Genomic DNA, 15751 nt, shown 5'->3' with positions numbered 1-15751 from the left:
CGTGCCACGAAGACCTGAGCCCGCACCCCGGCCTTCGACGATCGGACGACGCGACGTGCTTCGCGGCGCCGCGTTGACCGCCGCCTCGATGGTGCTGACCTCGACCGGCGCGGCGGCCGCCACCGCCGCGCCCACCACCGTTCCCGGCTGGGACGCCGCCGTTCCGTGGCAGCGTGTCTTCCCGGCCCGAGCAGTGGCCCTGCTCGCCGGGCAGGGTGCCGACGACGTCAATCAGACGCGGGACCGCTTCGCCGTGCACGCCACCGACCTCGGCGTGATGTGGCGCGACGGCCGAGGCCGGGTCGCGATCGCCTTCGGCGACACCTACGGGCCCGGGTGGGGCGGCAACGGTGCGGGCCCGCATACCGCCGACTGGCGCTGCAACGTCCTCGCCCACGCCTCGAACCCGAGCCTCGCCGACGGCCTGCGCATCGACTCGATGATCACCGATCGGCCGGGCCACGCTGCCCAGATCCTCGCCCGTGACACCAGCGTCGCCGAGGAGACGGTGATCCCCACGGCGGGCATCGCCGTCGGCTCCCGGGACGTCCTGCACTACATGTCCGTCCGCCACTGGGGAGCGGCGGGCACCTGGGTCACCAACTACGCCGGACTCGCCTATTCCGACGACGGCGGCCAGACCTGGGCGAAGCCGGTGAACAACCGCTGGTCCGCCACCGGCGGCGGGGCGAGGTTCCAGCTCGGCGCGTTCGCCGCCGACGGCGACACCGTCTACCTGTTCGGCACGCCGCAGGGCCGGTTCGGCGACGTCGTACTGGCGAGGGTCGCCACGGATCGCCTGCTCGATCCGGCGAGCTACCAGTACTGGACCGCTCAGGGCTGGGACCGCACGGGACTGGACCGGACGGTGCCGGTGCTGGCGGGCCCGGTCGGCGAACTCTCCGTGCTCTACAACGAACATCTTCGCCGCTGGGTCGCGCTGTACCTGGACGAGAGCCGCGCGGCGATCGTGGCGCGGACCGCGCCCGCGCCGAACGGCCCGTGGACGGGCGGGCGGATCGTCGCCCATGGGCAGGACTTCGGCGGCCTCTACGGCGCGTTCCTCCATCCCGCCAGCACGGGCCGTGAACTGTACTTCGCCATGTCCCAGTGGACCCCGTACCACGTGCGGCTGATGAGCCTCTCCGCCGACGAGCTGCCGGTCGAGTCGAACCTCGTGCAGGACGGCGGATTCGAGGATCGACCGCCGGGAGCGGGGGTCGGTCCGTGGCGGGTGAACGGACGAGGCGGCGTGGACCAGGGGCTGGGATACGCCCGTTCCGGCGAGAACAACGGCTGGATTCGGGCCGACGCGGGGTGGAACGACCTCTTTCAGAAGGTCGCGGTCCGACCCGGCGCCCGCCATCGGCTGACCGGCTGGGTGCGTAGTTCGGCCGCCACCGACGGCGGCTACTTAGGCGTCCGCCGTCCCGACGGCGGCGGCACGATCGCCGAGGCGCCCTTCGGGCATGTCGCCGACTACGCCCCGCTGACGGTGGAGTTCACCGCCGACGAGGCAGGCGAGGCCGAGGTGTTCTGCGGCGGATGGGCCGGTTCGGGCGGCGAGGTCTGGATCCAGCTCGACGACGTCGTCCTCGAGCCGCTCGACTAGAACTCCGCTGCTGCGCCTGGTGCGCGACCTGCGTGCGAGCCCGTCTCGGCGGGCCCATCCCGGTCGGCTCGTCGGTGCGAGCCCGGCCGCCTTCTGCGGATCCGCCGGTCGTCGGTCGGATCACCCCTGATCGACGTCGCCGCCGAACGTCCTCCTCGGCGGTCGACCCCCGGTCGCCGATCGACATCGGTGCGCCGTTCGGCGAGGAAGGAAACGTTCATGTCCGCAGCAGATCGACCTCCCCACGGCAGGCACAGACCCCGACCATGGCGGCTGATGATCGTGCCGATCGCCGTCCTGGCCCTGCTGGGCGGCACCCTGGGCACCGCCGTCGCAGGCGAGTCCACCGCACGACCGACCGGCCAGGCCGGACCCGGCCAGCCCGATGAGCAGACCGAGGATGAGCGGCCCAGGACCAACGCCCAGGACATCTCGCCGCTGGCCTGCCCCAGCATCCCGCCCAATCACGATCCCGCCGTGATCGAGACCGTCTACCGCGTCGGACTGTCCATGTCGGTGTCCGACAAGGTCATGCTCGCGGGCTTCGAGGCGGGCTGGGTCGAGTCCCACATGAACAACCTGCCCTGCGGCGACCGGGACTCCCTCGGCGTCTTCCAGCAGCGACCCTCGCAGGGCTGGGGAACCCCCGACCAGATCATGGACGTCTCCTACGCCTCCCGAAGCTTCTTCACTCAGGCCAAGATCATGGAGCCGCGACACCCGGACCTCAGCGCAGGCCTGCTCGCCGACAGCGTGCAGCGCTCCTGCTGCCCGTGGCGGTATGACGAGGCCGAGGGACGAGCCAGGGCGATGATCGAGGAGGCCAGGCTGGCGGTCGGACCGGGCATCCCGTCCGCCCAGGATCTTCGAGAGTTCACCACCACCGGCTCGGCGGTCGCCTCGGCGACCTCGGTGGACGGCCGGATCGAGGTGTTCGCCTCGAACGGCTCCGGCACGCTGCACCGCTGGCAGACCGCGCCCGCCGACGGCAGGCCCGGTGGCGGCGGCTGGTCGGAGTGGGTGAGCACCGGGGGACCGGCCGACGCCCGGATCGCTCTCTCCCGTGCGCCGGACGGCCGCATCGAGCAGTTCGCGCTCACTCCCCACGCACTCTGGCATCGTTTCCAGACCACTCTGGACGGTGCGTGGTCCGGGTGGTCGCAGTTCGGTCCCGGCGGTTCGGACCTCGCCACGGCCGTCTCGCGGGACGGTCGGCTGGAGGTCTTCGTCGTGCACGACATCGGCATCCGCCATCGGTGGCAGACGAGTCCGGCCGACGGCAGACCGAACGGCGGCGGCTGGTCGGAATGGGCGGAGACCGGCGGGCCGGGCGGGGCGCAGGTCGTCCTCGACGTGGCGCCGGACGGCAGGCTGGAGCAGTTCGCCGTCACCTCGGCCGCGACCTGGCATCGCCATCAGATCAACCTCGACGGCGCGTGGTCCTCGTGGAGCGAGTTCGGCGCGGGCGGCACGGACCTCACGACCGTCGCGGGCTTCGACGGCAGGCTGGAGGTCTTCGTCGCCGATGCGGGCGGTGTTCGGCATCGGTGGCAGACGAGTCCGGCGGACGGCAGACCGGGCGGCGGTGCCTGGTCGGAGTGGGTGGCGACCGGCGGGCCCGGCGCGGCGCGGCTGACGGTGGCCTTGGCGCCGGGCGGTCGGCTGGAGCAGTTCGCCACCACCTCGGGCGGCATCCGACATCGGTATCAGACGGACCTGGCGGGGAACTGGTCGGCGTGGACCGACTTCGGCCCCGGCGGCTCCGACCTGGCCGCCACCGTGAACGCCGACGGCCGGATCGAGGTCTTCCTCGCCGCGCATTCCGGGGCTCTGCAGGCGCGCTGGCACACGATTCCGGCCGACGGCACTCCCGGCGGCGGCACCTGGTCCGGCTGGGGCGCGTTCTCGGCCCAGGCCCGGTCTGCCCAGGCCCGGTCCACGCAGGCCCGGCCTGCGCAGCCGTCCGCGCAGACGCGGTAGCCGATCCCTCCCACTCCAGACTCGGCGAAGGAGAGTTCATGCGCACGACATCATCCCGCCTGCGAAGATCCGTGGCAGGCGCGGCCCTGGCCCTGCTGCTCGCCGCCGTCCCGGCCGAAGTACCGGGGGCGGCGACCGCGTTCGCCACGACGCCCCGGGAGTCCGCGCCGACCGGCATCGGCGAGCCCCGAGAACCCGCTGCGCACCAGGACATCCGCGAGGGTGACGTCACCCCGCTCGCGGCGAACCCGATCTCCCGCGAGGAGATCATGGCTCGAGGCAGGACCTGGGTCGACGCAGGCGTCCCCTACAGCATGAGCCGGTGGCACGAGGGATATCGCACCGACTGCTCCGGCTTCGTGTCCCTGGCCTGGAACACCGGCGCCTCGTACACGACCCGCACGATCTATCAGGTCTCCCACGAGATCACCAAGGACGAGCTGCTTCCCGGCGACGCGCTGAACTGGCGCCACTGGCAGGGCGACGGCCAGATCGGACACATCCGCCTCTTCGGGGGCTGGCTCGACGACGCGCGCAGCCGGTACTGGGTATACGAGCAGACCCCGCCGCGCGCGACCTACAACGAGTACACCTGGTCGCAGACCCAGGCCACCTACCAGCCGATCAGGTTCGACTTCGTCGCCGAAGGGCCGCCGCCCGCACAGAATCTGCGGGAGTTCACCACCACGGGCTCCTCGGTCGCCGCCGCGACCTCGCGGGACGGTCGGGTGGAGGCCTTCGTGTCCGACGCGGCGGGCGTCCACCACCGATGGCAGACCGCCCCGGCAGACGGACGACCGGGCGGCGGAGCCTGGTCGGACTGGGTGAACACGGGCGGACCGGCGAACGCGCGGCTGGCGTTCTCCCGCGCGCCGGACGGCCGACTCGAACAGTTCGCCCTGACTCCCGACGGCCTGCATCACCGCTTTCAGACGAATCTCGACGGCGCCTGGTCCGGCTGGAGCGTTCTCGGCCCCGGTGGAACCGACCTGGCCACCGCGGTGGCGCGCGACGGTCGGGTGGAGGTCTTCGTCGCACACGGCGGCGGCATCCGGCATCGGTGGCAGACGAGTCCGGCGGACGGGAGGCCGGGCGGCGGTGCGTGGTCGGAGTGGGTCGAGACCGGCGGCCCGGCGGGCGCACAGGTCATCGTGGACGCGGCCCCGGATGGTCGACTGGAGCAGTTCGCGACCACTTCGAACGGCACTCGCCACCGCTACCAGATGACGGTGGAGGGCGCGTGGTCCGGCTGGTCGGACTTCGGTCCCGGTGGGCACGACATCGTCACCAGCACGGCCCTCGACGGCAGGCTGGAGGTCTTCGTGGCCGATGCGGGCGGTGTTCGGCATCGGTGGCAGACGAGTCCGGCCGACGGGAGGCCGGGCGGCGGTGCCTGGTCGGACTGGGTCGAGACCGGCGGTCCCGGTGCGGCGCGGCTGACGGTGGCCTTGGCGCCGGGCGGTCGGCTGGAACAGTTCGCCACCACCTCGGCGGGTGTTCGGCACCGGTATCAGACGGACCTGAACGGAACCTGGTCGCCGTGGAGCGACTTCGGCTCCGGTGGATCGGACCTCGTCGCCACGGTGAACGTGGACGGCCGGATCGAGGTCTTCCTCGCGGCGACCGAGGGCGTCCTGGGTCGGTGGCACACCATTCCCGCCGACGGGACCCCCGGCGGCGGAGCCTGGTCGGAGTGGGCCACGTTCCGGGGTGGCGCCGGGGCCTGATCGAGGCCGAGGAGATCGGCAGGTGTGACGAGCGGGCCCGGCGACGTCGACGGGCCCGCTCGTAGCTCTCCGGCCGTCGGCGTCGGCCGGACGCGGCCGAGCCGAAGCGGTCGTTCGCGCAGGCCGAGTGGAGCGCCGCGTGTCGTTCGGGTGACACTCTCGCCATGATCTCCGAGGCCGACACCGACCCCCGACGACGCGACGTACTCGACCTGTTCACGGCCGTCATCGACAAGGTCGAGCCCACCGCCGTGCCGATGACCGAGCTGGACGAGCTCTACGCGCCGTTGGTGCTGCAGTACCACGACCCCGAGACCGGACGTCTGCTCGGCGCCGCTCTCAGCTGCCGCGCGCAGATCGCGGTCGGCAGCGCACTGCGGCTCATGTCCGGCCAGCGGATGCCCCGCGAGCTGGACTTCGGTCCGGTGCTCGACAGGCACAGTCAGCTGCAACTGCTGGCCGTCGTGCCGGAGGCTCGGGGGCAGGGGATCGGGGGACGGCTGCTGGAAGAGTCGAAGAACCGGCTGCGGGACCGAGGGGTTCGAGTCTGGTTCGGCAACGTCACCGTCGATCAGGAGGCGGATTCGCTGCGCCGCCTCTTCGCCCGACACGGCTTCACGGTGCTCGATGCCGGTGCCCCGCTGCCGATGCTGCTCGGCAGGCACTGGCGGACGCCGGAGCCGGAAGCGGTGGCCTATCACTTCTATCAGCAGCTCCGCCCGCCGCGCGACGGGTCGTGACCGGTCGCCACCGTGGCCGGTACGCCGCAGCGATGTGCGGGGAGTCCCGGCGGGACGCCGAACACGTCCTGGGCTTCGTCGCTGCGGAGCCTGCCGAGGAGCCGCCTGCCTTCCATCCGGTCGCGCAGGCGGCGGCAAGGGTGCACATGACCTGGTCGCCGACCTTGTGGCCGCGAAGGGGGGACGCGACCGCTGTCCGGCCTGGCGGGTGATCACCGGTTCGGGTGGTCGACGAGTGTCGTCCTGTTCCTGAACTGCGGAATGTCCCCGAACTGCCGACGAGAGCCTCTCCCCGAGGCGTGGTGAGCAGCCTCGCTGCGGCAGTGCGCCGGAACCGGTGACACCGGCCGTTCCGCCGCTGAAGATGCCACCGCCCGCCACGCAGGCTGCCGTCCCAGACCTTCCTGGCGTCGTCGTGGCAGGGCAGGCGACGCGGCCGATCTCGCCGACGTCGAGCGGTTGATCACGAGGAACCGCTGCTGTTCCGGATCGACGGACTCGGGGCGAGCATGGACGGCGTCACCGGGGCACGAGTCGGATGGTCGCGGCGCGTGCCTCGGCACTGGTGATGGAGTCGACGATCGAGGCGGCGTAGCGGCGGTACTTGCTGCGGTACTCGGCGTCGAGGCGCTCATCCAGCTCGTCGCCGACGTCGACGAAGGTCACGTCGCGGTCCACACCGCCCGCCTGGACCCGGCCCTCATGGCGGGTCCGGGTCCCCCGGTACCAGACTGATGTGACGCCGTAGACGGACCGGACGTAGAGGTCGTCGCCGTCGCGGACGACCCAGATGGTCCTCGGGCTGCGCGGCGATCCGTCACCGCGCAGCGTGGTGACCTGTAGTTCGTCGGCTCCGTCGATCCTGGCGAGTTCGTCCGGCGTCCACGTCGTCATCGTTCCTGCTCCTCGTCACCTCGGCGATGGCCGAGCCTGCGCGGCGCGGCGGGCAGGCTCGGTCAACGCTCGATCATCTTCATCTGCTCGTCGTTGTGGTGGTCGCCTTCCGGCGGTGTGAGGCCGTCGAGCGTGCGGATCTGCTCCTCGGTCAACGCGAGATCGTCCGCAGCGGTGTTCTCCTCCACGCGGGAGACCCGTTTCGTGCCGGGGATCGGGGCGATGTCCGTGCCCTTGGCCAGCAGCCAGGCCAGCGCCACCTGAGCGGGCGTCGCGCCTGCCTCGGCCGCGACGGCCTCGACTTCGTCGGCGATGCGCAGATTGCGCTGGAAGTTCTCCCCGGTGAACCTGGGGTTCGTCGCCCGGAAGTCGTCGGGCCCGAAATCCTCCGGCGAACGGATCTTCCCGGTGAGGAAGCCGTGGCCGAGCGGCGAGTACGGCACGAAGCCGATCCGCAGCTCCCGCAGCAGCGGCAGCACCGCAGGCTCCGGATCGCGCGTCCACAGCGAGTACTCGGACTGCAACGCGGTGATCGGATGCACGGCATGGGCTCGGCGGATCGTCGCCACCCCCGCCTCGGACAGCCCGATGTGGCGCACCTTCCCCTCGGACACCAGTTCGGCCAGCGCTCCGACGGTGTCCTCGATGGGCGTCTTCGGGTCGACCCGATGCTGGTAGTACAGGTCGATGTGGTCGGTGCCCAACCGCCTGAGCGAGCCCTCCACCGCCGCGCGGACGTTCGCCGGGCTGCTGTCGAGGATGTTCGCGCCGCCGCCCGCATGGGAGACCATGCCGAACTTGGTCGCCAGCACGACCCCCTCGCGGCGGCCGCGCAACGCCCGGCCGACGAGTTCCTCATTGACGAACGGCCCGTAGATCTCGGCGGTGTCGATGAGGGCGACGCCCAGGTCGAGCGCTCGATGGATGGTGCGGACGGACTCGGCGTCGTCCGTCCCCGCGCCGGTGTATGCGAAGGACATGCCCATCGCGCCCAGCCCGATGCGGGAGACGTCCAGATCCCTCAGCATGGCGTGCTTCACGATCACTGCTCCTCTGCTCGACACCGGGGTGACCCGGCGTCACCCGGAAGGGCACCCCCGCCTGCGGCCCTCCCGAGGTTCCTTGTCTGGCTGCCCCGGTCAGCAGCGACGAAACACCCCTCGGCGCTGCGGTGGGAGGGTCTGTCGAGCCCGGGGACGGCAGAACCTCCCGCCGTCGAGAGCGGCAGTAGCCTGGCGGCCACGCCCGACCTGCGGCGCTAGGCAGGGAACAACCGGATCGTGCCTGATCAGGCGGCATATCCTGCCAACGGGACACTCGGTTTCGGGACCGTCGACGCCGCCGACCTCCGCGGGCTGTGTAGCGGCGGGGACGACTGGTGCGCGCGTCGGCCGTCAGGAACGCGCTGACGGGTCGACGGCGGTGACGATCGCCTCCGCGAGTTGCGGCGCGTCCTCGATGAAGGTGTTGAACCTGATCCGTCGACCGTCGGTCAGCACCACGAGACAGGAGAAGTCGGCGCCGAAATGACGCGCGCCGCCACGGTCCGACACCGCCCCCTTGGGCCGGACCGAGGCGACGTCCGACCATCGGATCACCGAGGTCGCCCCGCTGACGTGGTGGATCATCCCCTGGCGATGGACCTCGAAGTACTCGTCCTTGGTGCGTAGGTACTTCAGCAGCGTGAGAATCCCGGCGCCCAGCGCGAGGACGCCCAGCGTCGTCAGCGCGCCGGGCAGCATTCCCGAACCCACCCAGGACCGCGGGTCCTGGCCTGCGGGACCCCAGGGCTGGAAGTGGGCGATGGTCAGCGGGATACCGACGCCGAGACTTACGGCCGCGACGACCAGGCAGGACACCGCGACGCGGAGCCGTCTGGGACTGTCCGTGTGATGCGTCTCGATCCGTTCGCCGAGTTCTTCGATCTCCATCGATCGCCCTTCCCTCGAACGTCAGACCACCGACCACGACGAAGAGCCGACAATGGCCCCGGCGAGCCGCGATCTGGCGTGTGGTGCGGATCGAGCCGGTCGAGCCCTGGCCGACTCGCCTGCCGGTTCGCCGATCGTAGCGAGACTCCCTGCTCGTCGTCGATCATTCATTCGCGCGTGCCACGGCCTTCGTCGGCGGGAGAGACGACCGGCTCGGTGGGCGAGGACCACCGCCGGTCCGTCCTCGCGAAGGCCGAGCGGCGGGTCCGGGTCGCTTGAGGAGGGGAAGCGTCGGGCGCCACGCCGGGGCACTCCGAACCGATATCCGAGCGTGTCCGTCACCAGTGGACAAATCATCAGCGGCTCGTCGGCGATCTCCCGCTCGTCGGCGGTCACCGGGCAGTCCTGGCGAGCCACGGGCCGATCATCGGTGCGATCCATGGGCGGCGTTGTCGGCGCTCGTGATCGCCGTGCGAAGTGTCACCGCGAGTCCCGAACGGTGCTTCCCAGCGACGATCCTCCGGCCGAGCGGGGCCACGGGGTCACTGATGATCACAGTGAGGGCGGCGTCACCGGCGATCTGTAGCCGACGCGCGGCGTCGTCCCACCAGCCGGGCTCAGACCCGGCGCATCCCGCGCCCACGTCAGCGAGAACATCCCGCGCGTCGGACGGCGCAAGGTCGATGCCCACTTCGCGTCCACCGCCCGACCGGCCGATGACGCGGACAGGTGCGGCTGCGGTGGTGACGCTGCTCGACGAGGAGACGCGCGCGACAAAGGAGACCCACTCCGCCGGGTAGGTCATCGTGGCCATCCCGCCGGAATCGGCGTCTGCGGTTCGAGGACGGCCCGGTACATCACGCGCTGCCCGGTGAATGCCCGCCGTCCGTGCAGCCACCTTCTGTTGTTGAGAACGTAGCCCTGCCCCGCTGCCAACGGGATGATGTGTTCGTGACGCCGAATCGTGGCGACGAGCAGATCGCGCCACCGAGCGGCCTGCGGCGACCAGCGAGCCAATCCATCAAGTCTGAGCCGCACACCAAGTAGTCCCGGACCCGTCGGCTCGAAGATCGCGCCGAGGTGGCCCGCGCTGCCGCCGAACAACACCGATCGACTTGTCATCAGATCGCGCACCGCCTCGGGCTCTTCGGCAGCGAGGTCCCGGTACACCGCCTAGCCGTCGACGAGCACACACGCGCCGCCTCGAACGGCGGGAGTTCGGCAGGCGAGCAGGAGGAGCGGCGGCGGCACGGCGACACCCGACCGGTCAGTGTGCGGGGCGAGTGCGGCGGAGCTGAACCCGGCGAGACCCGCACCCGCAATCATGGGCCGGTCGGCGATCACGGTGATGCCGTCGGCGTCGCTGTCGCGATGCGGCACGATGCGGCCGAGGGAACGGGCAGCCGACAGAACGGTGTGCCGGTCGTGCAGTCCCGTGAGAAGCAGGGCGCCGGCTGAGGCGAGGCAGGCCGCGACGGTGTCGGTGTCTTCCGCCTTGACGCGGGGGATACTAATTGTGTTCATCTGGTACCTCCGAGCACAGCTCACCGCTGGTCACCGAGGATGTCCACTGACAATCTGTCATCCCTGTATCCGCAGCCATGGTGCCCCTTACCTGCTACGTTCCGCATACGGCTATCCACTGTGGAGACACTCGATGACGATCCCCGGCATGTACCCCGTTTCGATCAAGGGCGTCGTCCTCCGAGAGGGGCGCGTACTCCTGTTGCGCAACGAGCGCGACGAATGGGAGTTGCCCGGCGGTCGCCTTGAAATCGGCGAGACCCCGGAAGAATGCGTGGCGCGAGAGATCGCCGAAGAGGCGTCGTGGCCGGTCACGACGGGGCCGATCCTCGACGCCTGGCCCTATCACATCGCGGTGGCGCGCAAGACCGTGCTCATCGTGACCTATGGGTGCTATCCCGACACCGATGCAGCCCCCGTGCTCTCCCACGAACACAAGGAGATCGCGCTCATTCCAGTTGCCGGGGTCGCCGATCTTCGGATGCCAGAGGGCTATAAGCGGTCGATCGCCACTTGGTCCGCGCGCCTCCACACCCCAACGTCGTGACCCTCGTCCGGCGTCCCGCCCCCTGGCTCTGGGCCGAACGCGACAACGCCGTCGCTGCGGCGACCCGCGACCTCCCGACCATCCTCCGCGCCTGGCGCCGCGCAGCTGGCTTGAGTCAGGAACAGGCTGCGGTGATGCTGGGCTACGACAAGAGTTACGTTTCGATGATCGAGACCGGTCGCCGAGCCATCACCGATGTCCGATCCCGGCGCCACATCGCCCGCGTTCTCGGCCTACCCGCCCACGCTCTCGGCGTCACTGAGTCCGATGATGCTGACGTCGCCGCGATGCTCCAGTTCGCTGGCTCGACTCTTCGACTCGCTACCCTCGCCCGCCAGGCAGGCCGCGCCGCTGACGCCGCTGCCGAGCTGTGGCCCCTTGTCGCCAGACTCGAAGCCGCGCAGCCGAGGGCAGGATCGACCGGGCGACGGCCGTGTTCTTCGGACGCGCGCGTGTCGAACTCGGCGTCGCGCTCGGCACGATCCTTCCCGAGGAGCGACTGTCCACGGCCGCCCGGTGGACCGGTGGAGGTGTGCGTGTCGCTGAGCGGATCGGCGATACCGACATGCTCGGCCAAGCCCTGACGAGGCACGGCAACGAGCTGCGGAAGGCTGGTCACGTGAAGGCCGCAGTCGTGCGCCTTCAGCACGCCGCGACCGTTGCAGCTGTGGCCGACGCTCGTGGTGCGGCCTTGATCCTTCTGGCCCGTGCGGCTGGCGAACTAGGTGCCACACCAGCGTTCGACGAGGCGTTGCGCAACCACCGCCCGCTCCTTGAACGCCATGCGGGCGAATCGATGCTGTTCAACCCGTTCACGACCCGCGAGGTCGAGTTGCGTGGCTTGCTCGCCACGGGTCGCACCGACCTCGCCGTCCGCTTGGCGACCGTCGGGCCGCCACCCGTATCTGGGCCGGTCGCGCCACAATGGGCCGTCATCGAGAGAGTCACGGTGGGCGCCGTCCTGGTGAGCGCCCGCTTGTCGCGGGCCACCGATCCACCGGGCCCGACAGGTCGACCGCCGGTCGATCTCCTGGGGTGCCGAGGAATCCGGTCGACCTGACCTGCGTCGATCTCACCAGCCGACCTGCTCGTCGGCCAGTGGAACCACGTCATCACCTGACCATGACATTTCTCGAGGTGAGGTCATGACGTGGTGTCACTGGCGATGCCGCGCGGCCGGAAGGACACTGGCGGCCGACTCCCCGTCTCTCGTGGCGAGAACCGCCTTCCGCGCGAGGCGCACGACTCGGGATCTTCCGCACGACGGGTGCGGAATGCGCCGGGCCGGGCCGGTGACAACCCCGACTTCGATGGATGACGAATTCCGCCGCCCGAACCGGCGATGACAGGGAGGAAGAAGCGACGATGCAGAGCGACATGCTGATCATCGAGGATCTGATGCTCCTCATGCTCGACGACAAGACGGGGGTCCCGGCAGGCGCAGGCACTCTCTACTACACCCTCGGCGGCGCGGTGCTCCTCGAGCTGGCTCTGCTCGACAGAATTGAGGCGGACGAGGGACCTGCCCTGAACGGTCCGAAGATCACCACCGTCGGGGACGGGCCGCTCGCGGACCCCCTGCTGCAGTCCGCCTACGACAAGATCGCCGAGAAGACCCAGCGGGTCCAGCCGTTGCTCAACGCCGTCGGCAGCGGCCTCTACCAGCCCGTGATCGAGCGGCTCCTCGAGCGTGGCCACCTCCGTCAGGAGCGCAGGCGGGTGCTGGGACTGTTCCCCACGACGAGACTGCCTGCCGAGGACAACGGATACGAGGCCGAGCTGCGGCGGAAGGTGTGCGCGGTACTAGAGGACGGCGGGAGCCCCGATCCGCACCTCGGGGCCGTGATCGCGCTGCTGTCGGCGAGCGGGACCCTGCCGACTCTCGACCCCGCGCCGAAGTGGTCGAGCAGGACCTACCACCGTGCGAAGGAACTGGAGCAGGGCAGCTGGGCAGCCGGGGCGGTGAACGACGCCGTGGCCAGGACCGTCGCGGCGATCGCGGCGGGCAGTGCCGCCGTCAGCATCGCCACGATCACGGGGCCCAGCTCGTAGTCGAGGCTCGCCCGATCCCGGGGAGTTCGGTGCCGGGCACCGTCTCCACGGGGCGGGCGCGACCTGCACACAGCGGGCGTCAGAAGCCAGACCAGATCGTCTCGACGTCGAGCAGGCGGTGGTGCCGCAGGGTGAGAATCCGTTCCACTGCGGCGAGGACTCCCGCGACGAGCAGCGTGATGTTGAGCCACGCAGGCAGCATGATCGGCGAGGTGAAGGTGCCCAGGTTCTCGGCGATCCTGGGGATGCGGGTGGCGATCTCCAGTGCCTGCGGAACGGCCAGGAGGAGGTTGACGATCAGGATGCCGATCGCCAGCCGTCCGATCGACCGGCTCAGCCCTGGATGTCGACGGGCCAGCCTGCCGCGCAGGTCCTCTGCGGTGCCCCGTACGGGGGCGAGTCGTTCTTCCCGGCCGTCCTCGTGAACGAGATGCATCCGAGTGATCCCGTAGAGAGAGGCGTTGACCTCGATCGTCCCGCCCGGAACCGGGAAGGCGGCGGGCATCTCGCTTCGCTGCTGCCGTTCGCCGTCGAGGTACAGCTCGGCCGCCCATTCCTCGTCGGTCATGTCGACGTCGACGGTCCAGACGTGTCCGGGGCCGTCCGGACCGTGGTGGGTGAGGGTGTAGAGCCAGCGGTGGAGCAGTTCTCGGCGCCGGAACGGCCGAAGTCGTCGTCGCTCTCCCGGTGTGCCTGCTCCGACCGCTCCTGGCGAGCCGGAACCGCCGCTCATGATGCACCCCGACGAAGACAGCTCTCTCGACAGATCATGGTTCCTCCCGACCAGCGGGTTCAGCACGGTGAACGAGTTGCCACCAGCAGAACCCCTGCCGTAGCGGCACACTCAACCCCGCAGTGCTATGAGTCGCGCCACTTCCTCGGGCCGGGTGTCCGGTGAAGAAGTCGGATGCCGCGGCGAGGCAGACGCCCTTCGTCCGGCGTCACGCTCGCCGTCCTCCCGAACTCCGCGACGACCCGGCGGCCGCAGCGGCGCTGCTTGAAGAGTCCGACAGACAGGCGGCCGAGAGCGAGCGGCTCACCGGCCGCCGACCGAACTGCCTCGTCCGCTGTTCGTCGATCGATCACGGCGGTCGATCGGCCGGTCGGTCGCCCCAGTGTTGGATCAGGCTGCCGACGCGGTCAGACCGATGCCGACCAACGCGAACCCCGACCGGACCCCGCCCGCCGGACGAGGCGGGGAGACGTCGGGCGCGACGTGGTAGCCCGCCACCCCGACAGTGCTCCCCACCGGGGAGGGTCAATGCCGTGGACAGATCACTTTTGTGACGCCGGGCTCGTCGGCACGCTCGGTCAGCCTGAGCTCAGGATGAGGCCCCCGTCGACGGTGAGCACGGTGCCGGTGACGAAACCGTTCTCCATCAGGTACAGGTTCGTCGCAGCGATCTGATCTGCCGTGCCGATCGACTTGGTCAGCGTTCGTTCCGTGAATGCGGCGACCATCGCGTCACGGTGCGGCTGCGGAATGCCGTCCCACATCGGCGTGCGGATCGAGCCCGGCCGAACCGTGTTGACGCGGACCGGGGCCAGATCGACGGCCAGGCCACGGGCCAGGCCCTCGATGGCGCAGGCGGAGCCGGCCGCGAGCGCCGCGCCGGGCGTCGGGCTGACACCGATGATCCCAGACGTCAGCACGATCGAACCGCCCGGTCTGATGCGGGGCGCTGCGTGTTTGACCGCGGCGATCACGCCCCAGAAGCGGACGTCGAACAGGTGCCGGGCCTCATCGAGCGGGAGGTCCTTCAACGGCCGCTGATTCAGCGCGTCACCCGCCGTGTACACGAGATGGTCCAGTGTGCCTGCCCGTTCGAACAGGTCGGCGACGTCCGCCTCGACGCGCGTGTCGGTGACGAACCCTTCGCAGGTGTCCGGTAGTTCGGCCAGAGCCGCGTCCAATCGCTCTCGCCTGCTCGATGCGATCGTGACGGACGCACCTGCCGCCGCCGCTGCGTGGGCCGTCGCCAGCCCCATGCCCGAACTGCCACCGACGATGACGACGCGCTGGTCAATCAGAGACATGAACCATCCTCCAGGGAGTAGTGCCGCTACGATGTCTCAGTGAGACATCACCATAGCAGTGATGTCTCGATGAGACATCACTGCTATGATCGCGGCATGCCGCGGTGGGACCCGAGAGCTGAGGAGCGGCTTGGCGATGCCGCGCTGGAGCTGTTCGTCGAGCACGGATACGAGAACGTCACCGTCGAACAGATCACCGAGCGGGCCGGGCTGACCCGGCGCACTTTCTCCCGCTACTTCACCGACAAACGCGACGTGCTGTTCGCCGGATCGGAGCAGATCCCTGGCGTCCTGTCCGGCGCCGTCCGGCGCGCCGACGCCGCGCTCCCGCCCTTCCAGGCTCTACTCGTCGCTCTGGTTGACATCGGTGAATGGTTCGCTGACCTGGTTCCGCACGCCGCACGACGACGCGCGGTCATCGCGTCCAGCCCCGAGCTGCAGGAACGCGAGCGAACCAAACTGGCGGCCGTGACCGACGCGCTGGCCGAAGCACTGCGGGAACGAGGTACCCCCACGTCGAGAGCGACGCTGCTCGCACAGGTCGGCATCGCCGTCTTCCGCACCGCGTTCGAGCGGTGGACAGACGAGCCCGAACCCGCGGACTTCGCAGCGCGCGTTCGCGAGGCTGCAACCGAGCTCGCCGCCAGCCTGGCCCCTGCGGCCGGACTCGCCACGGTCGTGCCTGAGGACCACTAGTCCCCGCCCGC

The 15751-nt window shown here is 70.2% G+C and carries 17 protein-coding genes; 9 read left to right on the top strand and 8 right to left on the bottom strand.

Annotation, left to right across the window (positions count from 1 at the left end; all coding sequences use genetic code 11):
• Position 1 precedes the first annotated feature (1 nt).
• From UA74_RS34205 to UA74_RS22160, 4 genes are all read left to right on the top strand, one after another.
• Positions 2-1612 carry a DUF4185 domain-containing protein gene (locus UA74_RS34205; RefSeq protein ID WP_318533264.1) on the top strand — a complete coding sequence of 537 codons (1611 nt, stop codon included), beginning with the start codon at positions 2-4 and terminating at the stop codon, positions 1610-1612.
• A 276-nt stretch (positions 1613-1888) separates the two neighbouring features.
• Complete coding sequence (locus UA74_RS22170; protein ID WP_075765362.1) at positions 1889-3592, top strand: hypothetical protein; 1704 nt, start codon at positions 1889-1891, stop codon at positions 3590-3592.
• A gap of 38 nt (positions 3593-3630) precedes the next feature.
• A complete protein-coding gene (locus UA74_RS22165; protein ID WP_157434375.1) occupies positions 3631-5319 on the top strand; it encodes a hypothetical protein in 1689 nt (562 codons plus the stop codon).
• Between the two features lie 164 nt (positions 5320-5483).
• The gene (locus UA74_RS22160) at positions 5484-6059 is read left to right on the top strand and encodes a GNAT family N-acetyltransferase (protein ID WP_075741967.1); all 576 of its coding nucleotides are present in this window, start codon (positions 5484-5486) and stop codon (positions 6057-6059) included.
• 519 nt (positions 6060-6578) lie between these two features.
• Here UA74_RS22160 and UA74_RS22150 read toward each other — a convergent pair.
• The 5 genes from UA74_RS22150 to UA74_RS22125 all read right to left on the bottom strand — a co-directional run bounded on the left by UA74_RS22150 (position 6579) and on the right by UA74_RS22125 (position 10408).
• On the bottom strand, positions 6579-6953 hold the full coding sequence (locus UA74_RS22150; protein WP_075741966.1) for a DUF2255 family protein: 375 nt from the start codon (positions 6951-6953) through the stop codon (positions 6579-6581).
• 62 nt (positions 6954-7015) lie between these two features.
• On the bottom strand, positions 7016-7993 hold the full coding sequence (locus tag UA74_RS22145; RefSeq protein ID WP_075766288.1) for an aldo/keto reductase: 978 nt from the start codon (positions 7991-7993) through the stop codon (positions 7016-7018).
• Between the two features lie 354 nt (positions 7994-8347).
• A complete protein-coding gene (locus UA74_RS22140) occupies positions 8348-8884 on the bottom strand; it encodes a hypothetical protein (RefSeq protein WP_075765358.1) in 537 nt (178 codons plus the stop codon).
• Positions 8885-9685: 801 nt separating this feature from the next.
• Complete coding sequence (locus UA74_RS22130; RefSeq protein ID WP_157434374.1) at positions 9686-10006, bottom strand: TauD/TfdA family dioxygenase; 321 nt, start codon at positions 10004-10006, stop codon at positions 9686-9688.
• A 51-nt stretch (positions 10007-10057) separates the two neighbouring features.
• Positions 10058-10408: a TauD/TfdA family dioxygenase gene (locus UA74_RS22125; RefSeq protein WP_075741961.1), complete on the bottom strand. Its 351-nt coding sequence runs from the start codon at positions 10406-10408 to the stop codon at positions 10058-10060.
• 133 nt (positions 10409-10541) lie between these two features.
• Here UA74_RS22125 and UA74_RS22120 point away from each other — a divergent pair, with 133 nt between their 5' ends.
• The 4 genes from UA74_RS22120 to UA74_RS22105 all read left to right on the top strand — a co-directional run bounded on the left by UA74_RS22120 (position 10542) and on the right by UA74_RS22105 (position 13007).
• Positions 10542-10955, top strand: coding sequence for an NUDIX hydrolase (locus tag UA74_RS22120; protein WP_075765356.1), 414 nt, complete (start codon positions 10542-10544; stop codon positions 10953-10955).
• A gap of 134 nt (positions 10956-11089) precedes the next feature.
• Positions 11090-11539: a hypothetical protein gene (locus UA74_RS34330; RefSeq protein ID WP_404799999.1), complete on the top strand. Its 450-nt coding sequence runs from the start codon at positions 11090-11092 to the stop codon at positions 11537-11539.
• Complete coding sequence (locus UA74_RS33065; RefSeq protein WP_198042816.1) at positions 11488-12015, top strand: hypothetical protein; 528 nt, start codon at positions 11488-11490, stop codon at positions 12013-12015. Before UA74_RS34330 ends, UA74_RS33065 begins: the two co-directional genes overlap by 52 nt.
• A gap of 305 nt (positions 12016-12320) precedes the next feature.
• Complete coding sequence (locus tag UA74_RS22105) at positions 12321-13007, top strand: GOLPH3/VPS74 family protein (protein WP_075766286.1); 687 nt, start codon at positions 12321-12323, stop codon at positions 13005-13007.
• 79 nt (positions 13008-13086) lie between these two features.
• Here UA74_RS22105 and UA74_RS22100 read toward each other — a convergent pair whose 3' ends face one another.
• The 3 genes from UA74_RS22100 to UA74_RS22095 all read right to left on the bottom strand — a co-directional run bounded on the left by UA74_RS22100 (position 13087) and on the right by UA74_RS22095 (position 15044).
• The gene (locus UA74_RS22100; RefSeq protein WP_075741957.1) at positions 13087-13740 is read right to left on the bottom strand and encodes a hypothetical protein; all 654 of its coding nucleotides are present in this window, start codon (positions 13738-13740) and stop codon (positions 13087-13089) included.
• 390 nt (positions 13741-14130) lie between these two features.
• Positions 14131-14256, bottom strand: coding sequence for a hypothetical protein (locus UA74_RS34055; RefSeq protein WP_257787484.1), 126 nt, complete (start codon positions 14254-14256; stop codon positions 14131-14133).
• A 62-nt stretch (positions 14257-14318) separates the two neighbouring features.
• On the bottom strand, positions 14319-15044 hold the full coding sequence (locus UA74_RS22095; protein WP_075741956.1) for an SDR family oxidoreductase: 726 nt from the start codon (positions 15042-15044) through the stop codon (positions 14319-14321).
• A 96-nt stretch (positions 15045-15140) separates the two neighbouring features.
• Between UA74_RS22095 and UA74_RS22090 the strand changes: the two genes are divergently transcribed.
• A complete protein-coding gene (locus UA74_RS22090; protein ID WP_075765354.1) occupies positions 15141-15740 on the top strand; it encodes a TetR family transcriptional regulator in 600 nt (199 codons plus the stop codon).
• The last annotated feature ends 11 nt before the right edge of the window (positions 15741-15751 follow it).

This window comes from Actinoalloteichus fjordicus, from assembly GCF_001941625.1.
Lineage (GTDB): Bacteria > Actinomycetota > Actinomycetes > Mycobacteriales > Pseudonocardiaceae > Actinoalloteichus_A > Actinoalloteichus_A fjordicus.
This window is presented reverse-complemented; position numbering and strand designations above follow the sequence as displayed.